21 protein-coding genes are annotated in these 19,133 nt (G+C 59.1%); 10 read left to right on the top strand and 11 right to left on the bottom strand.

What is annotated here, in order from left to right:
* The first annotated feature begins 132 nt into the window (after positions 1-132).
* The 3 genes from AC07XF_RS18325 to AC07XF_RS18335 all read left to right on the top strand — a co-directional run bounded on the left by AC07XF_RS18325 (position 133) and on the right by AC07XF_RS18335 (position 2,744).
* Positions 133-381, top strand: coding sequence for a hypothetical protein (locus AC07XF_RS18325; protein ID WP_495027544.1), 249 nt, complete (start codon positions 133-135; stop codon positions 379-381).
* A 514-nt stretch (positions 382-895) separates the two neighbouring features.
* Positions 896-1,666, top strand: coding sequence for an SDR family oxidoreductase (locus tag AC07XF_RS18330; protein WP_007991197.1), 771 nt, complete (start codon positions 896-898; stop codon positions 1,664-1,666).
* Positions 1,667-1,838: 172 nt separating this feature from the next.
* On the top strand, positions 1,839-2,744 hold the full coding sequence (locus AC07XF_RS18335) for a cation diffusion facilitator family transporter (RefSeq protein WP_495027545.1): 906 nt from the start codon (positions 1,839-1,841) through the stop codon (positions 2,742-2,744).
* A gap of 114 nt (positions 2,745-2,858) precedes the next feature.
* Here AC07XF_RS18335 and AC07XF_RS18340 read toward each other — a convergent pair whose 3' ends face one another.
* The 7 genes from AC07XF_RS18340 to AC07XF_RS18370 all read right to left on the bottom strand — a co-directional run bounded on the left by AC07XF_RS18340 (position 2,859) and on the right by AC07XF_RS18370 (position 8,219).
* On the bottom strand, positions 2,859-3,992 hold the full coding sequence (locus AC07XF_RS18340; RefSeq protein ID WP_495027546.1) for an AGE family epimerase/isomerase: 1,134 nt from the start codon (positions 3,990-3,992) through the stop codon (positions 2,859-2,861).
* A gap of 173 nt (positions 3,993-4,165) precedes the next feature.
* Positions 4,166-4,738 carry a HupE/UreJ family protein gene (locus AC07XF_RS18345; RefSeq protein WP_495027547.1) on the bottom strand — a complete coding sequence of 191 codons (573 nt, stop codon included), beginning with the start codon at positions 4,736-4,738 and terminating at the stop codon, positions 4,166-4,168.
* Between the two features lie 27 nt (positions 4,739-4,765).
* Positions 4,766-5,380 carry an urease accessory protein UreG gene (gene ureG / locus AC07XF_RS18350; protein WP_007979691.1) on the bottom strand — a complete coding sequence of 205 codons (615 nt, stop codon included), beginning with the start codon at positions 5,378-5,380 and terminating at the stop codon, positions 4,766-4,768.
* A gap of 23 nt (positions 5,381-5,403) precedes the next feature.
* A complete protein-coding gene (locus tag AC07XF_RS18355; protein ID WP_495027548.1) occupies positions 5,404-6,078 on the bottom strand; it encodes an urease accessory protein UreF in 675 nt (224 codons plus the stop codon).
* On the bottom strand, positions 6,075-6,575 hold the full coding sequence (gene ureE, locus AC07XF_RS18360) for an urease accessory protein UreE (RefSeq protein ID WP_495027549.1): 501 nt from the start codon (positions 6,573-6,575) through the stop codon (positions 6,075-6,077). Before ureE ends, AC07XF_RS18355 begins: the two co-directional genes overlap by 4 nt.
* A 283-nt stretch (positions 6,576-6,858) precedes the next feature.
* Positions 6,859-7,491, bottom strand: a complete 633-nt coding sequence (locus tag AC07XF_RS18365; protein ID WP_495027550.1) for a TetR family transcriptional regulator — start codon at positions 7,489-7,491, stop codon at positions 6,859-6,861.
* Between the two features lie 173 nt (positions 7,492-7,664).
* Positions 7,665-8,219: a WD40 repeat domain-containing protein gene (locus tag AC07XF_RS18370; RefSeq protein ID WP_495027551.1), complete on the bottom strand. Its 555-nt coding sequence runs from the start codon at positions 8,217-8,219 to the stop codon at positions 7,665-7,667.
* A gap of 387 nt (positions 8,220-8,606) precedes the next feature.
* On the opposite strand from AC07XF_RS18370, the gene AC07XF_RS18375 reads away from it, so the two are divergent.
* Positions 8,607-10,676, top strand: coding sequence for an AsmA family protein (locus AC07XF_RS18375; protein WP_495027552.1), 2,070 nt, complete (start codon positions 8,607-8,609; stop codon positions 10,674-10,676).
* Positions 10,677-10,754: 78 nt separating this feature from the next.
* On the opposite strand, the gene AC07XF_RS18380 is transcribed toward AC07XF_RS18375, so the two are convergent.
* From AC07XF_RS18380 to AC07XF_RS18390, 3 genes are all read right to left on the bottom strand, one after another.
* Positions 10,755-11,441: a hypothetical protein gene (locus AC07XF_RS18380; RefSeq protein ID WP_495027553.1), complete on the bottom strand. Its 687-nt coding sequence runs from the start codon at positions 11,439-11,441 to the stop codon at positions 10,755-10,757.
* A gap of 71 nt (positions 11,442-11,512) precedes the next feature.
* Positions 11,513-12,292, bottom strand: a complete 780-nt coding sequence (locus tag AC07XF_RS18385) for a hypothetical protein (protein ID WP_495027554.1) — start codon at positions 12,290-12,292, stop codon at positions 11,513-11,515.
* Positions 12,293-12,607: 315 nt separating this feature from the next.
* Complete coding sequence (locus AC07XF_RS18390) at positions 12,608-13,552, bottom strand: LysR substrate-binding domain-containing protein (RefSeq protein WP_495027555.1); 945 nt, start codon at positions 13,550-13,552, stop codon at positions 12,608-12,610.
* A gap of 110 nt (positions 13,553-13,662) precedes the next feature.
* Here AC07XF_RS18390 and AC07XF_RS18395 point away from each other — a divergent pair, with 110 nt between their 5' ends.
* From AC07XF_RS18395 to AC07XF_RS18405, 3 genes are all read left to right on the top strand, one after another.
* Positions 13,663-14,301, top strand: a complete 639-nt coding sequence (locus AC07XF_RS18395; protein WP_495027556.1) for an FMN-dependent NADH-azoreductase — start codon at positions 13,663-13,665, stop codon at positions 14,299-14,301.
* Entirely contained in the window at positions 14,302-14,607 is a 306-nt protein-coding gene (locus AC07XF_RS18400) for a DMT family transporter (protein WP_495027557.1), read from the top strand.
* Between the two features lie 96 nt (positions 14,608-14,703).
* Positions 14,704-15,594, top strand: a complete 891-nt coding sequence (locus tag AC07XF_RS18405; protein WP_495027558.1) for an alpha/beta fold hydrolase — start codon at positions 14,704-14,706, stop codon at positions 15,592-15,594.
* A gap of 89 nt (positions 15,595-15,683) precedes the next feature.
* Here the strand turns inward: AC07XF_RS18405 and AC07XF_RS18410 are convergent, their stop codons facing one another.
* The gene (locus tag AC07XF_RS18410) at positions 15,684-16,571 is read right to left on the bottom strand and encodes a DMT family transporter (RefSeq protein ID WP_495027559.1); all 888 of its coding nucleotides are present in this window, start codon (positions 16,569-16,571) and stop codon (positions 15,684-15,686) included.
* 97 nt (positions 16,572-16,668) lie between these two features.
* Here AC07XF_RS18410 and AC07XF_RS18415 point away from each other — a divergent pair, with 97 nt between their 5' ends.
* From AC07XF_RS18415 to AC07XF_RS18425, 3 genes are all read left to right on the top strand, one after another.
* Positions 16,669-17,463, top strand: coding sequence for an AraC family transcriptional regulator (locus tag AC07XF_RS18415; protein WP_495027560.1), 795 nt, complete (start codon positions 16,669-16,671; stop codon positions 17,461-17,463).
* A 64-nt stretch (positions 17,464-17,527) separates the two neighbouring features.
* Positions 17,528-17,836 (top strand): PsiF family protein, encoded by a 309-nt coding sequence (locus AC07XF_RS18420; protein WP_495027561.1) that lies wholly within the window; start codon positions 17,528-17,530, stop codon positions 17,834-17,836.
* 256 nt (positions 17,837-18,092) lie between these two features.
* Positions 18,093-19,106 carry an AI-2E family transporter gene (locus AC07XF_RS18425; RefSeq protein WP_116263033.1) on the top strand — a complete coding sequence of 338 codons (1,014 nt, stop codon included), beginning with the start codon at positions 18,093-18,095 and terminating at the stop codon, positions 19,104-19,106.
* Positions 19,107-19,133: the final 27 nt, after the last annotated feature.

Here is a 19,133-nt window from a genome sequence, read left to right on the forward strand (position 1 = left end):
GCTCGCTCCTACAGGGATCGCAGGAAATTGTGGAAAACAATATTTCCAAGCTCGCAAAGCGCGACATAAAGCCGCTGCAAATAGTTGTTTTGCCACGGTTTTGACTTGTCCCCGTTTGCTGTGGAACCGGCTGTGAATAACGTGGGAGTAGCTGGCTGCAGGCCTTTGAAACCGTGGCTTGCAGAGGTGTGGTTGTTTTTTGATCAGGTGTTTTTGAGCAACTCTCAGGCTGCTTTGTCAACCTTTTTGTTCGTGATGGAACTGCGTGGATTCAGCGTGGACAAGCCTGTGGATAAGTCTGTGATTAAACTCTGGAAAGACCCGGCTGAAGGCCGTGGTTACTGGCTTGGCGCCATCGCTGGTTTGACCCGTCAGTCATGAAAATGGCCAAGGGCTACACAGCAGGTGGTTGAGGGTCAAGCAAAAAAGTTTTGAATCCCCGCGCAAAGCCTTGTGGTTAGCGGCTTGCAGCTTTTTCACTTGCCCCCAAAGACTGTGGACCGGCCTGTGGATAACGTGCGCGCACATGGCTGCAGGCCATGCTGGTCAAGGGCTTGCCGGGGTTGAGCGTTTTTTGAACAGCTTGAGCGGTGGTTGCCGCTGTGAACAAGGCCGGGCATGCTGCCTGCTGCCGATCGGTTAAGCCACAACGCAATCTGTAGCCGCTGGCGTAGCCTGCGTCCGGCAGTGCAGCAGTCGTAAAATCAGAGTTCGCGGTACGTCAGAGAGATCGTGCAAGCCGGATTTACGACTGCTGCGCAGCCGGACGCAGCCTTCGGCAGCTGCTACAAGGGAGGCTTAGCGTCTGGGGCCGCCTGACTGATCGGCATTAGGCATGCTGCCTGCTGATTTTCTATTTCAATGGCTGGCGATCAGCCGAAGCAAGGAGAACACGATGTCCAACACCCTGTTTATTACCGGCGCGACCTCCGGTTTTGGTGAAGCCTGTGCCCGTCGTTTTGCCGAGGCTGGCTGGAAACTGGTGCTGACAGGCCGTCGTGAAGAGCGCCTCAATGCGCTGTGCGCCGAGCTGTCGAAGCAGACCGAAGTCCATGGCCTGGTGCTCGATGTGCGTGATCGCAAGGCCATGGAAGAGGCGATTGCCAATCTGCCGCCATCCTTTGCCAAGCTGCGCGGGTTGATCAACAACGCCGGCCTGGCCCTGGGTGTCGATCCGGCACCCAAGTGCGACCTGGACGATTGGGACACCATGGTCGATACCAACGTCAAAGGCCTGATGTACAGCACCCGTCTGCTCTTGCCACGCCTGATCGCCCATGGTCGCGGCGCCGGTATCGTCAACCTGGGGTCCATCGCCGGTAACTATCCGTATCCGGGCAGCCATGTGTATGGCGCGACCAAGGCGTTCGTCAAACAGTTCTCCCTGAACCTGCGTTGCGACCTGCAAGGCACGGGCGTGCGCGTCAGCAACATCGAGCCGGGCCTGTGCGAAAGCGAGTTCTCGCTGGTGCGTTTTGCCGGTGACCAGGAGCGTTACAACGCCACTTACGCCGGTGCCGAGGCGATCCAGCCGCAAGATATCGCCGAGACCATTTTCTGGGTCCTCAACGCGCCTGCGCACATCAACATCAACAGCCTGGAGCTGATGCCGGTGAGCCAGACCTGGGCCGGGTTTGCTATTGATCGCAGTGGTGGCAAGGCTTAATACCGAGTCATCGTTCTTCGCGAGCAAGCCCGCTCCCACATTAGACCGCGATCCAGTGTGGGAGCGGGCTTGCTCGCGAAGGCGTCGGAACAGACAGCACGGGACATCAGCTAGACTCCTCACCCAACAACCCCGCCGCACCCGGCGGTCTAGAGGTATTAGAGGAGATCAAGTGAGTAATCGAGGCGAGCAGTCGCTGCTCAAACAATCGACCTTCCTGATGCTCGCCGTGACATTCGCCGGGATCATCACCGGTTTTGCTTCGGGTGCCCAATCCATCCTGTTCGATGGCTTCTTTTCGTTAGTCGCGGCCTTCATCAAGGTCTTGATGCTGATCACCGCCCGGCTGATCGCCAAGGAAAGCAATCAGCGTTTCCAGTTCGGTTCCTGGCACCTGGAGCCCATGGTGTTGGTGATCGAGGGTAGCTTCATTTTCCTGGTCGCCATTTACGCCTTTCTCAACGGCGTGTTCGGCATCATCAGTGGTGGCCGCGAGGTCGAGCTCGGACTGGTGATCGTCTATGCGGCAGTGTTCACCGTCGTCGAGCTCATTTATTTTTTCTACGTCCGCCATTGCAATCGCACACTCAAATCTTCGCTGATCCAGTTCGACAACATCAGTTGGCTGGTGGACGCGATGCTGTCGGCGGGACTGCTGGTGAGTTTCCTGATTGCGCTGCTGCTCAAGACTCAGGGTTACGACAAGTGGGCGGTGTATGTCGACCCGATGATCCTGATTCTGCTGGCCTTGGGCATGCTTCCTCCTGCGTTCAAAATCCTCGGACCGGCATTGCGCGATGTGTTGGGGATCGTCCCGGATCAACTGGACGACAAGGTGCGCCAGGTGATGGACGTGGCCAAGGTTGAACATGGTTTTGACGACTACATTTCCTACGTGCAGAAACACGGCAGGGCCTGTTTTATCGAGATTCACATCGTATTGCCGAAGGATTACTGGCTCGACGGAGTAGGGCAACTGGACAGTTTGCGGGAGGAAATTTCCGCGAAGCTCGGTAAGCCGGATGCAGCGCGATGGCTGACCATCAGCTTTACCGGGGATCGCAAGTGGACTGAGTGATCAACAAGAGGTTTGTGGCGAGGGAGCTTGCTCCCGCTCGGCTGCGAAACAGTCGCAATGCAGGTTTAGGGGCCGCTTCGCGCCCCAGCGGGAGCAAGCTCCCTCGCCACAACGTCAGCCGAGATAGTCCGCTAACCCGCGATAACAGGTCGCCAGGTGGTAGGGCGTGGTCGACGGCATGTCGCGGCGGCTGACTTCACCGTGCTCATCACGACATTCAAACCAGCCTCCTGCGTGCAGCGAACGCTGCTGCAACGCCTGCAATTGACGCAGTACATCCGCTTCGCTGTCCGGGCGCAGCGTCAATGCGCGCAGGTACTCGGCCTGGGCCCAGATACGCTGCGTGGCGTCCCGGACGCCGCCGCCCGGTTCGAGGTCGAGCATGGCCCGCACCGCGCCGGTCTGTAGATCGACGCCCAATTGCTCGGTGAAGGCAAAAGCACGTTGCAGCGAATCATGCAGTTTCGAGACTCGCAGCAGAGCGGATGACTCGAGCAAGTAATACCACTCGAACTGATGCCCCGGTTCAAACCAGTTATCCACAGACCCCAGCGGCTTTTCCATCAGCACGCCGTGCTGCGGATCGATAAAGCGCGCGTGCATGGCTGTGCATAACTCAACGAGCGCGTGTTGCACATCAAGGTCTTCACGCACCGACAGCGTGGCAAGGAAAGCTTCGGCCAGGTGCATCAGCGGGTTTTGCAAAGGGCCGCTGTCCAGCGATGCCCAGTCGCGGTCGAGGGTGGCTTCGTACAGGCCGTCGCCCGTGGCGAAACGTTGGGCGACCACTTCCAGCGAGGCGTTGAGTACCGACTCCACCAGCGGCTCGCGGACCTTGTCCCAGTAATGGGCGCAGGCAAACAGGATGAATGCGTGGGTGTAGAGGTCCTTGCGCGGATCCAGCGGCGCCCCTTGTGCATCGACGCTGTAGAACCAGCCACCGTGCTCGGCATCGTGGAAGTGCCGCTGCAACGAGCGGAACAACGCGGCGGCACGCTCTTCGGCGCCTGGCACCTGACCGATCAGGCTGGCAAACAGATACAGTTGCCGGGCACAGGCCATGGCCCGGTAGCGTTGCGGTGGCAGCGGTTGGTGTTCGGCGTCCAGCGCCTCATAAGGCAACGCCATGTCGGCGTTCCAGCCCGGGCCTTGCCAGAGCGGCACGATGACGTTCAGGAAGTGCTGTTGCACCGAGGCGAACAGGGCGGTCAATTCAGGCTGGGAGGCGGAGCGGGAAACAGGCGGCATTGGCTGGCGTCGTCACGGCAGGGGCGATTGCGCGACATGTTAGCAGAGAGGTCGGCCTGAGCGATGCGGTGTCTGTCAGGCCGCCTTCGCGAGCAAGCCCGCTCCCACAGGTGTACGCATTCCAATGTGGGAGCGGGCTTGCTCGCGAAGAGGCCGTGGAAGGCACTAGAGAATTAACCCGCCAGTAACCACACCCCGGTCGCTGCTGAAGCTGCGCCCGCCAGTCGCACCAACGGCGCGGCGGCCTGCGGCAACGCCCGCACCAGCGCGTAACCTGCTGCATGCAACACCGCCGTCGCGGCGACAAAGCCTGCGGCATAGGTCCATGGACTCGACATCTCCGGCAGTTCCAGCCCATGTGCCACACCATGGAACAGCGCAAACACCGCCGTCGCACCCACCGCCATCACCAACGGTGGACGCACCGCCAACGCTACCGCCAGACCCAACGCCAACACCGACGCGGCAATCGCGCTTTCCAGTACCGGCAGGTTCAATCCTTCAAAACCCAACAGTCCGCCAATCAGCAGGGTGCCGACGAAGGTGCAGGGCAGCGCCCAGCGTGCGGCCCCTTGTTGCTGCGCTGCCCACAGACCGACCGCGAACATCGCCAGCAAGTGGTCGAGGCCGCCAATGGGATGGCTGATACCGGCGATCAAGCCGTTGTCGCCGTGCCCCGGGTGGGCGAAGGCTAGGGCTGGCGTCAGCAGCAAGGCCAGGGTGCCGAGGATGCGTTTGAGTGTCATGGATAAGCTTCCTTGTTGAAGTGGTGATCAGGCCGCGGTCAGCAAGCCCTGGCGTTCGATGAAGGCGATGATCTGTTCCAGGCCCTGGCCGGTTTTCTGGTTGCTGAAGACAAATGGCTTGCCGTTGCGCATGCGCTGGGTGTCGCTGTTCATCATCTCCAGCGAGGCACCCACCAGGGGCGCCAGGTCGATCTTGTTGATCACCAGCAGATCGGACTTGCAGATCCCCGGCCCACCCTTGCGCGGCAGCTTGTCGCCGGCCGAGACGTCGATCACGTAGATCGTCAGGTCGGACAGTTCCGGGCTGAAGGTCGCGGAGAGATTGTCGCCACCGGACTCCACCAGAATCAGGTCCAGTCCCGGGAAGCGGCGGTTCAGTTGGTCCACGGCTTCGAGGTTGATCGAGGCGTCTTCGCGGATGGCCGTGTGCGGGCAGCCGCCGGTCTCCACGCCAATGATGCGTTCCGGCGCCAGGGCTTCGTTGCGCACCAGAAAGTCGGCGTCTTCGCGGGTGTAGATGTCGTTGGTCACGACGGCCAGGTTGTAGCGCTCGCGCAGGGCCAGGCACAGGGCCAGGGTCAGGGCGGTTTTGCCGGAGCCGACCGGGCCGCCGATGCCGACACGCAGGGGTTGTGTGTTCATGTGATTCTCCAAAATAACAGGCCCTAGGAACGGAACAGGCGGCTGTATTGGCGCTCGTGGGCCATACACGCCAGGGACAGGCCGAAAGTGGCGCTGCCGTAGTGATCGGGATCGATTCGGGTGGCGTTCTGTTGAGCTTGTTGAAGCAGCGGCAACAGTTCGCTGGTCAGGCGTTGGGCGGCTTGCTGACCCAATGGCAAGGTCTTCATCAGCACCGCCAACTGGTTTTCCAGCCAGCTCCATAGCCACGCGGCCAATGCGTCCTGCGGGCTGATCTGCCAGGCGCGCGCGGCCAAGGCCCAGCCCAGGGCCAGATGTGGCTCGCTGCGTTGTTCGAGGAAGGCGCGGGCGGGTGTGTCGAGTTCCGGCAAGCCATTGAGCAATTGCTGCAACGAGTAGCCCATCTGTCGGCTCTCCTGATGCAACTCGCGGGTTTCGCGACTGGCGCGGTGTTCCTCGCAGCGTTGCAGCAATTCGCTCCAGTTTTCCTCGCTGGCGGCGATGCAATGGGCGAGCAGCAGCGGTGCTTCGAAGCGGGCCAGGTTCAGTAGTAATTGATCACTGATCCAGCGGCGGGCGCTGTCGGGATCGTGAACGCGACCGTTATCCACAGCCATTTCCAGCCCTTGGGAGTAGCTGTAGCCACCAATCGGCAATTGCGGGCTGGCCAGGCGCAGCAGCGCCCAGGCCGGGTTCATGGGCGTACGCCGAACTGGTGCAGTTTCGGCGCGTAGTTGAAGTCTTCATCACCGTGGCGCGAATGATGATGGCCGCCGCCGTAGGCGCCATGTTCCGGCTGGAATGGCGCTTCGATGTTCGAGGTATCGGCACCGAGTTGTTCGAGCATGGCCTTGAGCACGTAGTCGTCGAGCAGGCGCAACCAGCCGTCGCCGACTTGCAGGGCGACATGGCGGTTACCCAGGTGATAGGCCGCGCGGGTCAGTTCGAAGGCATTGGCGCAGGTGACGTGCAGCAATTGTTCGGGGCGGGCGCAGACTCGCACGATTCGTCCGTCTTCGGCCTGCAGGCATTCGCCGTCGTAAAGCGGCGGCTGGCCGCGCTGCAAAAACAGCCCGACGTCTTCGCCCTCGGCACTGAAACAGCGCAAACGGCTTTTGCTGCGGGCTTCGAACGTCAGGTGCAGTTCGGCGGCCCAAACAGGTTGAGGGTCGATTCTGCGATGAATCACCAGCATCGGAAGGCTTCCAGCAATGGACGATGCTCAGGCTAGAGCAAGGGGCTTGCCAATCGTGGGGAGGCGTAGGAAATGCCTGTCGGAACCGTAGGGAAAGTGTCGGCGGGATGAGAATTCTGGGTGAAGTTGGTGCGCGGCATTTGGTTTGCGCACCAAGTTGAAGCGACGCGGTTCAATGTGGGAGCGGCGGTGCGACGATTCGACTTGCTCGCGAAGGCGGTGTACCTGTCACATCCATGTTGAAAGTGATGGCGCCTTCGCGAGCAAGCCCGCTCCCACAGGTTTACTCGGTACTGCCGAGTCCTTGCCAATGCTTGAGGCCGATAAAGATAAACCGCAGCTGCTGGGTGATTTTCGCCTGGGGTGTCAGGTGTTCAGGCAAGTCCTCGGCTGGCGGATCAATGATGTCCGGCAGGGTGGCGAACACGCTTTTGACGATCAGGTCGGCCATGACGCTCAGGTCGGCGATGTCCAGATGCTGCAGTTTTGGCATCAGTGACAAATCCGCCGCCAGGTCCGAACTGATGTCTTCACGCAAACGACCGATGGCCTTGCGCACCGGCAGCGAACCGCCGAACTGCTCGCGGGCGAGAAACAGGAACTGCGAACGGTTGGCGCTGACCACATCGAGAAAGATCCGCACCGAGGCATCGATGATGCCGCCCATTACGAATTCGTTGTGCCGCACCAGGCGAATGGTTTCGCGGAATGTCTGGCCGACTTCGCTGACCAGCACCAGGCCCAGTTCATCCATATCGGCAAAATGACGGTAGAAACCGGTCGGTACGATCCCGGCGGTTTTCGCGACTTCACGCAGGCTCAGGCTGCCGAATCCTCGGCCGCCATCCATCAAGCGCCGGGCAGCGTCCATCAGGGCGTTACGGGTTTGTTGTTTCTGTTCGGCGCGGGGCAGCATCGCAAGGGCGTTTTCTGGACAGGGACGCGGCGCACTCTAGCAAATCGGCTTTGCCGGCGTCGAACGACTGTATGGGGGATCACGCGGGGAAGTGCGGCATCTATCAAGCGGACCGCTGAAAAGTCAAAAGCCCAATCCGTGGATTGGGCTTTTTTTCAAGGCGGCCATGGGGCTTAGCTCACGGCGCTGTTGCGTTCGATTACACGGTCACCACCACCTTCAGCGAGGGTCTGGCCTTGTGGAGTGCGATCCGAACCACCTTCAGCGAGGGTCTGGCCTTGTGGGGTACGGTCGGTACCATCGGCGGCGAGAGTCTGGCCTTGTGGAGTACGGTCGGTGCCATCGGCAGCAAGGGTCTGGCCTTGTGGCGTACGGTCGGTGCCATCAGCGGCGAGGGTCTGGCCTTGTGGCGTACGGTCGGTACCATCAGCGGCGAGGGTCTGGCCTTGTGGCGTACGGTCGGTGCCATCAGCGGCGAGGGTCTGGCCTTGTGGCGTACGGTCGGTACCATCGGCAGCGAGAGTCTGGCCTTGTGGAGTGCGGTCTGAGCCATCCTGAGTGATCAGGCCTTTTTCTTTCAGGCGATCATTACCGCCTTCGGCGACGGTTTGGCTGAACACCGAGCGGCTGTCTTTCACTTGTGGAGTAGCCTGGTCAGCGGCAGGCAGGGCAAATGCGGTGCTGGCCAGCATCGAGAGGGTAAGGCTAAACAGTAATTGGCGTTTCATGATTATTTTGCTCCTTGGGAGGGCGAATAAGTGGGTACGAGAGCAATGCTACTCTCGATAAGTCGATATGAAAGTTCATAAACGCAATGGTAATAATCAACGGAATTGATTGTTTGCTGCGGGCGCTCTAGAACGGGCGTTTCCGGCGATCAGTTTTGCACCGTTGTGGGTATTTTCGACCCACCTGTGACGTGCAAAAGTGCGGGGGTGGTAACGCTGATCGACTGATCGGTCAGTATTGGACTGGGCGAATTCGGCGAAATCGGTCTTTCGATTAAACCTGCCGGGTTTTTATCAGTCGTAGACTTCATGACGGGCCGCTTTCGGCTCGCTGTTTCACAGGGGCGTCGCAGTCGGGGCGCCCAGTCGTATCAGGAGCCCTGTGCAATGACGCGCACCCGTAAAATGCTTGTGTGGACCCTTTCCAGTTTCCTTACCTTGCTGGTGGTGCTGGTGCTGATCATCGTGTTCTTCGACTGGAACCGGATCAAACCGCCGCTCAATACCAAAGTTTCCGAAGAACTGCACCGCGCTTTCGCCATCAACGGCAATCTGTCGGTGATCTGGCGGCCCGAGCCCGATGAAAGCGGCTGGCGCGCCTGGGTGCCGTGGCCCCACGTGGTGGCCGAGAACCTCAGCCTGGGCAACCCGGACTGGTCGAAGCAACCGCAGATGGTCACCCTCAAGCGCGTCGAACTGCGTATTTCACCCTTGGCCTTGCTGACGCAGCGGGTGGTGATCCCGCGTATCGATCTCACCGAACCGAATGCCGAACTGCAACGTCTGGCAGACGGGCGCGCCAACTGGACGTTCAAATTCGACCCAAAAGACCCGAACGCCGAACCTTCCAGCTGGGTGGTGGATATCGGTGCGATCGGCTTCGACAAGGGCCACGTCACCCTCGACGACCAGAACCTGAAGACTCAGCTCGATCTGCTGATCGATCCGCTGGGCAAACCGATCCCGTTCAGCGATATCGTGGGCGACAAAGCCGCGAAAGCCACGCTGGAACAGGGCGCTGCGCCCCAGGACTACGCGTTCGCTCTGAAGGTCAAAGGCCAGTACCACGGCCAGAAACTCGCGGGCGAGGGCAAGATCGGCGGCCTGCTGGCCTTGCAGGATGCGGCCAGGCCGTTTCCGCTTCAGGCCCAAGTGCAGATCGCTGACACCAGCGTCGAACTGGCCGGCACCCTCACCGATCCGATGAACCTGGGCGCCCTCGACTTGCGCCTGAAACTGGCCGGTACCAGTCTGGGCAATCTCTATCCGCTGACTGGCGTAACCCTGCCGGACACGCCGCCCTATGCCACCGACGGCCATCTGATCGCCAAGTTGCACGAGGCGGGTGGCGCAGTGTTCCGCTATGAAGAATTCAACGGCAAGATCGGCGAAAGCGACATCCACGGCAATCTGACTTACTTGGCCAGCCAGCCACGGCCAAAACTCAGTGGCTCGCTGCTGTCCAATCAACTGTTGTTTGCCGACCTGGCCCCGTTGATCGGCGCCGACTCCAACGCCAAACAGAAGGCTCGTGGCGGTGACAGCAAACAACCGGCCGATAAAGTGTTGCCGGTCGAAGAGTTCAAGACCGATCGCTGGCGCGATATGGATGCGGATGTCGAGTTCACCGGCAAACGCATCGTGCACAACGAAGAACTGCCGTTCAACGACCTCTACACGCACCTGGTGCTCACCGATGGCGTGCTCAGTCTTGAACCGCTGCGCTTCGGCGTGGCGGGTGGCAAGCTGGATGCGCAAATTCGCCTCAATGGCCACACCGATCCACTGGAAGGCCAGGCCAGGCTCACTGCGCGAGGCTTCAAGCTCAAGCAGTTGTTCCCTGGCTTTGAACCGATGAAAACCAGTTTCGGCGAACTCAATGGCGACGCTGATATCAGTGGGCGCGGCAATTCGGTGGCCAAACTGCTGGGCAGCGCCAACGGCAATCTGAAAATGCTCATCAACGATGGCGCCATCAGTCGTGAATTGATGGAACTGGCGGGCCTGAACGTCGGCAACTACGTGGTCGGCAAGATTTTTGGCGACAAGGAAGTGAAGATCAACTGCGCAGCCGCCGACTTTGGCATCCAGTCCGGCCTGGCGAGTACCCGCTTGTTCGTGTTCGATACCGAGAACGCCATTGTTTACATCGATGGCACGGCGAACATGGCGACCGAACAACTGGACCTGACCATCACCCCGGAATCCAAGGGGTGGCGCCTGATTTCATTGCGCTCGCCGCTGTATGTACGGGGCAAGTTCATCAAGCCTGATGCCGGTGTGAAAGCGGTGCCGTTGATGCTACGCGGAGCGGGGATGGTGGCGCTGGGCGTGATCGCCGCCCCGGCAGCGGGGTTGCTGGCACTGGTTGCACCGAGTGGCGGTGAGCCGAACCAGTGCGCACCGTTGCTGGAGCAGATGAAGGCGGGTAAGGCGCCGAAGACGGTGAAGAACTGAACTGTACCTGCAGAAATGCTCAGGCACTGCCGAAACTCCGGGAGCACCTGAGCATCAGGTTGCATTTGAGCTTTTGATTCAGGAAGTCGGCGCTTGAACATGAAGCAACTCGGATTCTATCTTGCTTCCCAGCTTTGCTATGACGGCGTCTCTGATCTGGTTGTACTGGCGCCCATCCAACGAGCTACGCAGTAACCGGAAGTTGTTTTTTCCGTCCTTGATTGCCTTCAACACAGGTTGGTCGAGGATGTCGATTGCAACCCCACTGGTTGTTTTGAACGCGATTTGCAGGGTGATAACGGCTTTATCCTGACGAACAATTGTCAGCAAGGCAGCCGTTGAAATCGGCGCATTTTCCATTGGTGTACCAGTGGCAGACGCGTTGACTTGAAGCTTGTTGATGAGTGTCTCAATGGCCAACGAGCCAGGCGGAAGTTTCTTTAGTTCCGAAAACGCGTTAATAAGAGCTTGTCGTTCATAGCCTGGCAAGTCGCTACTGGCGCATTCTATTACCAGATTCAAAAGGCTTGCACTCTTGAATTCAAGGCGCTGAGCTGTACGACTATTAGTTATCCAGCCAGTTTTTCTGATTGTATCTGTGTAGGTGTTCCAAGATAAGTCGCGATCATTGCTTTGCTTTGCTGCCATAAGTTCGGCAAGCAAGCTGGAGTTTAAAATGTCGCTTTTGAATTCGTCGGAATGTGTACCGCAAAAAATTGTGATATTGCCATTGGCAAGATAAATATCAATAATGCTGTTGTTCATCATTGGCTCTGCTCAGGGTGGTGCGTTGAAGATTAAATCGACGGGTATTGCCGATTTAATCTCCGGGGTAGTTAAAGGTCAGGCAGATCTATAATGAGTTTTTTTCCGCTTTCACTGTATTTGCCATACAGAGTGTCACGCAAGCCGGAAAAAACCTTGGTATCTAGATAGCTGCGCACCGCACCGGATTTTATGGTGGTTGATTGGGTAGTCGACTTCCAGAACAGTATGCCTCGGGTACTTTCCCGCACATCCAGGGATATAAAGTTGAGGATCATGTTCGGTTGCCCGTTTTTATCAGCCCAGACTGGCGCAATGTCGAATTTGGCCTGGGTACCGAGTTTTTGGTTGCGATCAAAGATCTGGATGGCCGCCGGGTTTTTCTGTACGGCATCAACTGCCTGTTTAGCTACATTTGCCAAGATGGCTGCAGCATTGGCTCCGATCAGCCCCGCCGCAATCTCCAGGGCAACTTGGTCCATGGTCAGGGCCGCTCTCCTGATGGTGACTTCCTGGATATTCCTGTTCTGGGTAACCCAGCCAAGTTTACTCAGGCCGTCCACGTAGTATTTGTACCATTCGAAGAGTTGCGAGTCTTCGGGATAAAGTTTTGTCGCAGCGTTCTGCATGACTAACTTGCAAAGATTGACATCATTGATGCTCTGTTCCGAAACACCAGGAAGAAAAGCATCAATCGTATCCGGCATAACACTTGCGGTTGGTTTGTCGATGTCATGTTGAGGATTGCTTGTCAGATTTTCAGGTGCATCTGAAAAAGCCATCACTCGTGGGGTTGGAGTCAATATTGATGGCAGGGAATCAATAAATTCAAGTCGTTGTTCAACATGCATTGTTATAGTCCTTTGTTAGTTATCATCAGGCTTCTTGCCTGTGCTTTTAATATAAGTGGCGGATGGTGAAAGTCTAGCGGCTGTTTGTAACTTTATAATGTCTGTGTTGCTTTGGGAGGGGTGGAACTAAAGCTCGTTGCAACAATTTTCGATAAGGCTTGGTGGTCGTTATAGGTCTTTTAAAGTATCCGTCATATCATCAGTATGTTCTCGTCCTTTTATGGGAGTGAACGCTGCCTAAGCCGTGAGTGATGAGCGCTGTGAAAAGTTTGAAGTAGTTTGGTGATCGAACAATCGCAGCCTGCGCTGGTTTTTCTACAGAGAATACGCCGCAGTAGAAGCCTTCGGTTTTGGCAGTAATCCCGACAACGCCGCCTCCTCGGCCAACCACGCAAAAAACGCCCGCACCGGCGGATGACGTTCGCGCCCCGGCACGCACAATGCGCTGTACCCGGCGCCATCCACCTGGATGTCACCCCGGTATGGCACCAGCAACCCACTGGCGACACTTTCCGATACAAGAATATTGCTCGCCAGCACCAGGCCTTGGCCGGCAATGGCTGCTTGCAGGGCGTAATGCTCTTCGTCGTATTCGCGCACGGCGGGCGGGCCGCTCAGCCAGGTTTCGCCGGAACGGGCGCACCAGGCCTCCCAGCCGTGGGCATAGAGTTTGGAGTTGTGCCAACGCACGCTGATCAGTGTGGGTGTGCGACTCGACGCCAGCGCCACCTGTTCCGGCGAGCCGTAGACGCCAAAGGACTCATCGAACAAGCACAACCCGTACAGGTTCGGGTAATCGTCGAGGCTGTAGCGCAGCACCAGATCGACGCTGGCATCCTGATGCAGATCGATGACTTCGCAATGGGTGTCGAGACGTACGTTGATGTTCGGGTGCCGGGCGTAGAAACGTCCCAGGCGAGGCACCAGCCAAAGGGCGGCGAAGGCAGCGGTGGTGGAGATCGTCAGGCTCGCGCCGCTGCGCTGCGGGCGCAGGGTGTCGACGCTTTGCGCCACTTCCAGAAAGGCGCCGTGCAGGCTGTGGAACAGGCGTTCGCCGCATTCGGTCAGGCGTACCTGGCGCGGCAGACGCTCGAACAGCGGCACGCCGAGCCAGGTTTCCAGGGAGCGGATCTGGTGCGACACCGCCGTCGGCGTCACCGCCAGTTCTTCGGCGGCAGCCTTGAAGCTCAGCAGGCGTGAGGCGGATTCAAAGGCCCGCAGGGCGGTCAATGGCAGCGAAGCGAACATTGAAGACTCCATGGATGAAACCAATTCATCCCGACTGATTTTTGCTCATTTGAAGACGAACAGCTGCGAGCTTCAAGCTGCAAGCCACAAGCGGTTTGAGTTTAGTCCTTGAGGAGAATCAGATGAGTAAAATTCTTGCAATCCATGCCAGCCCACGAGGCGAACGTTCTCATTCCCGGCGTCTGACCGAGGTGTTTCTTTCGGCCTTGCAGGCCCGAAATCCACAATTGCGCCTGACTCGCCGCGAAGTCGGACGAGCATTGATTCCGCCGGTCAATGAGGCGTTCGTAGCCGCCGCGTTTTACCCAGAACCCGAGGCGCGGCCGCTATCGATGCAGGCCGATCTGGCGTTCAGCGATGAACTGGTCGGTGAACTGCTGGGCCATGACTTGCTGGTGATCTCCACGCCCATGCACAACTTCAGCGTGCCAAGCGGCCTCAAGGCGTGGATCGATCAGATCGTGCGGCTCGGCCTGACCTTCAATCACACGCTGGACAATGGCGTGGCCCAGTACGAACCCTTGGTGCAGGGCAAAAAGGCGCTGATCATCACCAGCCGTGGCGGGTTTGGTTTCGGGCCGGGCGGTGAGCTGGAAGCCATGAACCATGCCGACACGTTACTGCGCACGGTGCTGGGTTTCATTGGCATTACCGACGTCACCGTGGTCGCCGCCGAGGGCGAAGAGTCCGAGGCGCGCACTTTTGAGGTCTCCGCCGCCGAAGCTGAACAGCGCTTGCTCGCGCTGGCCCGGGAGTTCTAGATGGCCTGGCTGTTTCTGCTGGTCGCCGCCGGGTTCGAAGTCACCTTCGCCATGGGCATGAAATACGCCGAGGGCTTCACCCGGCTCTGGCCTTCGCTGATCACTGTGGTGGCCGCCGTGGGCGGGATTTATTTTCTGACCCTGGCCATGCGCGAGTTGCCGGTGAGCATCGCGTATCCGATCTGGACCGCCATCGGTTCACTGGGCACGGTGTTCCTCGGGTTTGCGCTGCTGGGCGAAAGCCTGTCCTTGGTCAAGTTGCTGTCGGTCGGGCTGATCGTTGCGGGCGTGGTGGGGTTGAAGTAGGGCGGATGACATAGACTTGTCATCTTCGCTGGCGATGCTTGGCGGATGTCTTGCATCCCGCCTTGCGTTACCCCCCGATCACAAGGATGTCCGCCCATGTCGCAAGGTTCTGCCCCGCGCTACCCGCTGGTGTTGGTCCCGGGAATGCTCGGATTCATCCGTCTGGTGCTTTATCCGTACTGGTACGGGATCGTCGAAGCGTTGCGCCGTGGTGGTGCGGTGGTGTTCGCGGTGCAGGTTTCGCCGCTCAATTCGAATGAGGTGCGCGGTGAGCAACTGTTGGCGCGGATTGAGGAAATCCTGCGGGAAACCGGGGCCGACAAGGTCAACCTGATCGGTCACAGCCAAGGCTCATTGACCGCCCGCTACGCCGCCGCCAGGCGTCCGGATCTCGTGGCATCGGTGACCTCGGTGGCGGGGCCGAACCATGGTTCTGAGCTCGCCGATTATCTGCACAAGCATTATCCCCATGACAGCGTCCGTGGTCGTCTGCTCTGCTTTTTGCTGCGGATGGTCAGCGCACTGATGACATTGCTGGATACCGGTTACCGCGGGCCGAAGCTGCCGGTGGATATCCATGCGTCCCATCACTCCCTCACCAGCGCTGGCGTGACGCTGTTCAACCGACGTTATCCACAGGGCTTGCCCGAAACCTGGGGCGGTCACGGGCCGGAAGAGGTAAACGGCGTGCGCTATTACTCCTGGTCCGGTACCTTGCAGCCGGGCATTACCGATCGCGGGCGCAACCTGCTGGACGGCACCAACCGCAGTTGCCGACTGTTCGCCAAGACCTTCGTCCGCGAAGCCGGGCATTGCGACGGCATGGTCGGGCGCTACAGCTCGCACCTGGGGACGGTGATTGGCGATGAGTATCCGCTGGATCACTTCGATATCGTCAATCAGTCGCTGGGGCTGGTCGGCAAGGGGGCCGAGCCGATCCGGTTGTTTGTCGAGCATGCGGCGCGGCTAAGCGCGGCTGGACTTTAGACCGCGTTATCGTTCTTCGCGAGCAAGCCCGCTCCCACATGGGAATGCATTCCAAATGTGGGAGCGGGCTTGCTCGCGAAAGCTTCGGATCAGACAACGCTTATCTTGCGACCAAGCACGGTAGTCCAGCGCTCGGAAACAATCACCCCGCCCAGCGTCAACACACCACCTACCAAGTGATACATCGCCAATTGTTCATGCAACACCACCGCCGCAATCAATGCGGTGATCAACGGCAGCAAATTGAAAAACTGCGTGGTACGGCTCGGCCCCAAACGCACCACTGCCTGCATCCACGCCAGCGGCGCGACCATCGACGCCAGCAGGCAGGCGTATAGCACCAGCGGAATGTTCTGCAGGGTCGGGCCGACTTTCGGTGAGGCGAGGAACAGCGGAAACAGCACCACCACGGCCACCAGCACCTGCAAATACAGGAGCACCAGCGGCGGCAGTTTCAGCTGCCATTTTTTCAACAGGGTGCTGTAGACCGCGTAGGCCAGGGTGGCGACCAGCATCATCGCGTCGCCCAGGTTGACCCCGTGCTCCAGCAATGCGCCAAGGCTACCGGACGACACCACCACCAGAACACCGGCAAACGAGAGCATCGCGCCGGCCAAGGCACCCATGGTCAGGCGCTGGCCGAGGCTGATGATCGCCATGGCGAGCGACATCAGTGGCATCAGCGACAGGATGATGCCCATGTTGGTGGCCGAGGTCAGGCTCGCGGCGAAGTACGCCAGGCTTTGATAAACCGCCATGCCCAGTACCCCGAGGACAAAGATCTTGCCCAGTTTCGGGCGGATCAGCGGCCAATGGGCGAGCACGGGTTTGAGCATGAAGGGCGTGAACAGCAATCCGGCCAGCAGCCAGCGGTAGAAACCGATTTCGGCGGGGAAAATCGCCCCGGCCGACATTTTGGTGATCACGGTGTTGCCGGCCCAGATAAAAATGGCCAGCAGGGGATAAGCGTATTGCATCGGGAAAAACCAGAACGTTAATGAGGGGCAATTATCCGCTTGTCTGGATGCAAGCCTATACTTCGGTCCAGACAATCCGCCCCTGATGACAGACAGCATGAGCAGTAAACACATCGACCTGCTGGATTTCAGCGAACTGCCGTCGGCGGTGTATTTCCGCTACGCCGATTTCGACGCCCACGAATACGCCGCACCCCATCGACATCCCTGGGGGACGCTGGAGTACGCAGCCCACGGCGTGTTGCACATGGACGTCGGGGGCAGCCGTTTCATGTCGCCACCGCAATACGCAGTGTGGGTGCCGCCGCAGATCGAGCACAGTTTCTACAGCCACCAACCGGTCAACTACCGCGCGGTGTGCCTGGCACCCAAGGTGTGCGCCGATCTGCCGCTGCGTGCCTGCACCCTGGCCATCAGCGACATCCTCAAGGCGATCCTCAAGGACTTCGCCGCCCGGGACGTGCAAATTCCCGAGCAGGCCGCCGACCAGCGTCTGGCCCAGGTATTGGTGGATCAACTGCAACAGGCCCCGGTGCACGAGTGCTATCTGCCCTACGCCAGCAGCCCAGGATTGCTGGGGATTCTGGAAGCATTGCAGGCCGAGCCTGGGGATAACCGCCCCCTGTCGGAATGGGCCGCACGCATCCATGTCAGCGAACGCACCCTGGCACGGCAGTTCGTGCGGGAACTGGGCATGAGTTTCGGTGAGTGGCGCCAGCGCCTGCGTTTTCTGGCGGCGATCGAAGCGCTGGATAGCCAGCGCAGCATTCAAGAGATCGCCTTCGACATGGGCTACAGCACCGGTTCGGCGTTTATCGCGATGTTCCAGCGCCAGGCCGGGTGTACACCGGAGCAGTATCGGCGCAGCCATCTGGAGAACAGGAAGGTGTAACAGGGGTTGTCTACACTCCAGTACGAGGCCGCGCCCCTCGGTGTGGCGACCAGGAGAAAACTCCATGAAGATGTTGCGTGCCCCTTTGTTGATGATCGGATTGCTGCTCTGTTCCCAGGGCTTCGCCGCCACAGCCCAACAGAACAAGATGACCACCTGCAACGCCGACGCCACGGCCAAGAGCCTCAAGGGCGACGAGCGCAAAGCATTCATGAGCACCTGCCTGAAGGCCGCACCGGCGGCAAACGATGCCGGTAAAGCGTTGACACCGCAGCAAGAGAAAATGAAAACCTGCAATGCCGACGCCGCCACCAAAGCCCTCAAGGGTGATGAGCGCAAGGCGTTCATGAGTGATTGCCTGAAGAAAAAATAATTCACAGGGATCAACTCAGTCGAGTGTGGGAGCGGGCTTGCTCGCGAAGGTGGTGTACCTGTCAAATCAATGTTGAAGGTGATGGCGTCTTCGCGAGCAAGCCCGCTCCCACAGGTGATCGGCGATGTATGGGCTGACTGGGGAATTTCAAAATTTGCCCAGCCCCCGACCAAGGTCGATCCACACAATCCTAGTGCTCGCACCGGATCGCTGGCAGACTGCCAATCCTTTTTACGCCGTTCGTTTTTGAGGCTGTATGCCAACGTTTTCTCAGCGTCAAATTTTGCTGGTCATCAGCTGGGTCATCATTTTTGGCGGGTTGCTGCTGGTCCTGCCGCTGCGGTTGCTGCCGAGCTTGCTTGCCGGGTTGCTGGTGTTCGAACTGGTCAACATGCTCACCCCGCAACTACAACGGTTGATCGAAGGCCGGCGTGCGCGCTGGCTCGCGGTGGCATTGCTGGGGACTCTGATTGTCAGCGTGCTGTCGCTGATCTTTGCCGGTGCCTTCAGCTTCCTGCTGCACGAGGCGGAAAACCCCGGCGCTTCCCTCGACAAGTTCATGGGCGTGGTCGACCGCGCGCGCGGGCAACTGCCGCCGTTCATCGACGCCTATCTGCCGGCCAGTGCCGCTGAGTTTCGCGTGGCGATCGGCGAATGGGTCAGCAAGCACCTCAGCGAGTTGCAACTGGTGGGCAAGGACGCGGCGCACATGTTCGTGACGTTGCTGATCGGCATGGTGTTGGGCGCAATCATAGCCCTGCAGCGCGTGCCGGACCTGACCAAGCGCAAACCGCTGGCTGCCGCGCTGTTTGATCGTTTGCACCTGCTGGTCCAGGCGTTTCGCAACATCGTGTTCGCCCAGATCAAGATTTCCCTGCTCAACACCTTTTTCACCGGGATTTTCCTGGCGGTGATCCTGCCACTGTTCGGCATCAAGCTGCCGCTGACCAAAACCCTGATCGTGCTGACGTTCCTGCTCGGCCTGCTGCCGGTGATCGGCAATTTGATGTCGAACACCCTGATCACCATTGTCGGCCTGTCGCTGTCGATCTGGGTTGCCGTGGCGGCGCTCGGTTACCTGATTTTTATCCACAAGCTCGAATACTTCCTCAACGCGCGCATCGTCGGCGGGCAGATCAGTGCCAAGTCATGGGAGTTGCTGCTGGCGATGCTGGTGTTCGAGGCCGCGTTCGGCCTGCCGGGGGTGGTGGCGGGGCCGATTTACTACGCGTATCTGAAGAGCGAGTTGAAGCAGGTGGGGATGGTTTGATCAGGTAAATGTGGTGCCTGATCTGAC

The organism is Pseudomonas sp. GW821-FHT01C01, from assembly GCF_059422645.1.

Coding starts and splice junctions, on each gene's coding strand:
- AC07XF_RS18330 (WP_007991197.1), top strand. CDS start 896: ATGTCCAACACCCTGTTTATTACCGGCGCGACCTCCGGTTTTGGTGAA.
- AC07XF_RS18340 (WP_495027546.1), bottom strand. CDS start 3,992: ATGCCGCCTGTTTCCCGCTCCGCCTCCCAGCCTGAATTGACCGCCCTG.
- AC07XF_RS18345 (WP_495027547.1), bottom strand. CDS start 4,738: ATGACACTCAAACGCATCCTCGGCACCCTGGCCTTGCTGCTGACGCCA.
- ureG (WP_007979691.1), bottom strand. CDS start 5,380: ATGAACACACAACCCCTGCGTGTCGGCATCGGCGGCCCGGTCGGCTCC.
- AC07XF_RS18355 (WP_495027548.1), bottom strand. CDS start 6,078: ATGAACCCGGCCTGGGCGCTGCTGCGCCTGGCCAGCCCGCAATTGCCG.
- ureE (WP_495027549.1), bottom strand. CDS start 6,575: ATGCTGGTGATTCATCGCAGAATCGACCCTCAACCTGTTTGGGCCGCC.
- AC07XF_RS18365 (WP_495027550.1), bottom strand. CDS start 7,491: ATGCTGCCCCGCGCCGAACAGAAACAACAAACCCGTAACGCCCTGATG.
- AC07XF_RS18370 (WP_495027551.1), bottom strand. CDS start 8,219: ATGAAACGCCAATTACTGTTTAGCCTTACCCTCTCGATGCTGGCCAGC.
- AC07XF_RS18375 (WP_495027552.1), top strand. CDS start 8,607: ATGACGCGCACCCGTAAAATGCTTGTGTGGACCCTTTCCAGTTTCCTT.
- AC07XF_RS18380 (WP_495027553.1), bottom strand. CDS start 11,441: ATGAACAACAGCATTATTGATATTTATCTTGCCAATGGCAATATCACA.
- AC07XF_RS18385 (WP_495027554.1), bottom strand. CDS start 12,292: ATGCATGTTGAACAACGACTTGAATTTATTGATTCCCTGCCATCAATA.
- AC07XF_RS18390 (WP_495027555.1), bottom strand. CDS start 13,552: ATGGAGTCTTCAATGTTCGCTTCGCTGCCATTGACCGCCCTGCGGGCC.
- AC07XF_RS18395 (WP_495027556.1), top strand. CDS start 13,663: ATGAGTAAAATTCTTGCAATCCATGCCAGCCCACGAGGCGAACGTTCT.
- AC07XF_RS18400 (WP_495027557.1), top strand. CDS start 14,302: ATGGCCTGGCTGTTTCTGCTGGTCGCCGCCGGGTTCGAAGTCACCTTC.
- AC07XF_RS18405 (WP_495027558.1), top strand. CDS start 14,704: ATGTCGCAAGGTTCTGCCCCGCGCTACCCGCTGGTGTTGGTCCCGGGA.
- AC07XF_RS18410 (WP_495027559.1), bottom strand. CDS start 16,571: ATGCAATACGCTTATCCCCTGCTGGCCATTTTTATCTGGGCCGGCAAC.
- AC07XF_RS18415 (WP_495027560.1), top strand. CDS start 16,669: ATGAGCAGTAAACACATCGACCTGCTGGATTTCAGCGAACTGCCGTCG.
- AC07XF_RS18420 (WP_495027561.1), top strand. CDS start 17,528: ATGAAGATGTTGCGTGCCCCTTTGTTGATGATCGGATTGCTGCTCTGT.
- AC07XF_RS18425 (WP_116263033.1), top strand. CDS start 18,093: ATGCCAACGTTTTCTCAGCGTCAAATTTTGCTGGTCATCAGCTGGGTC.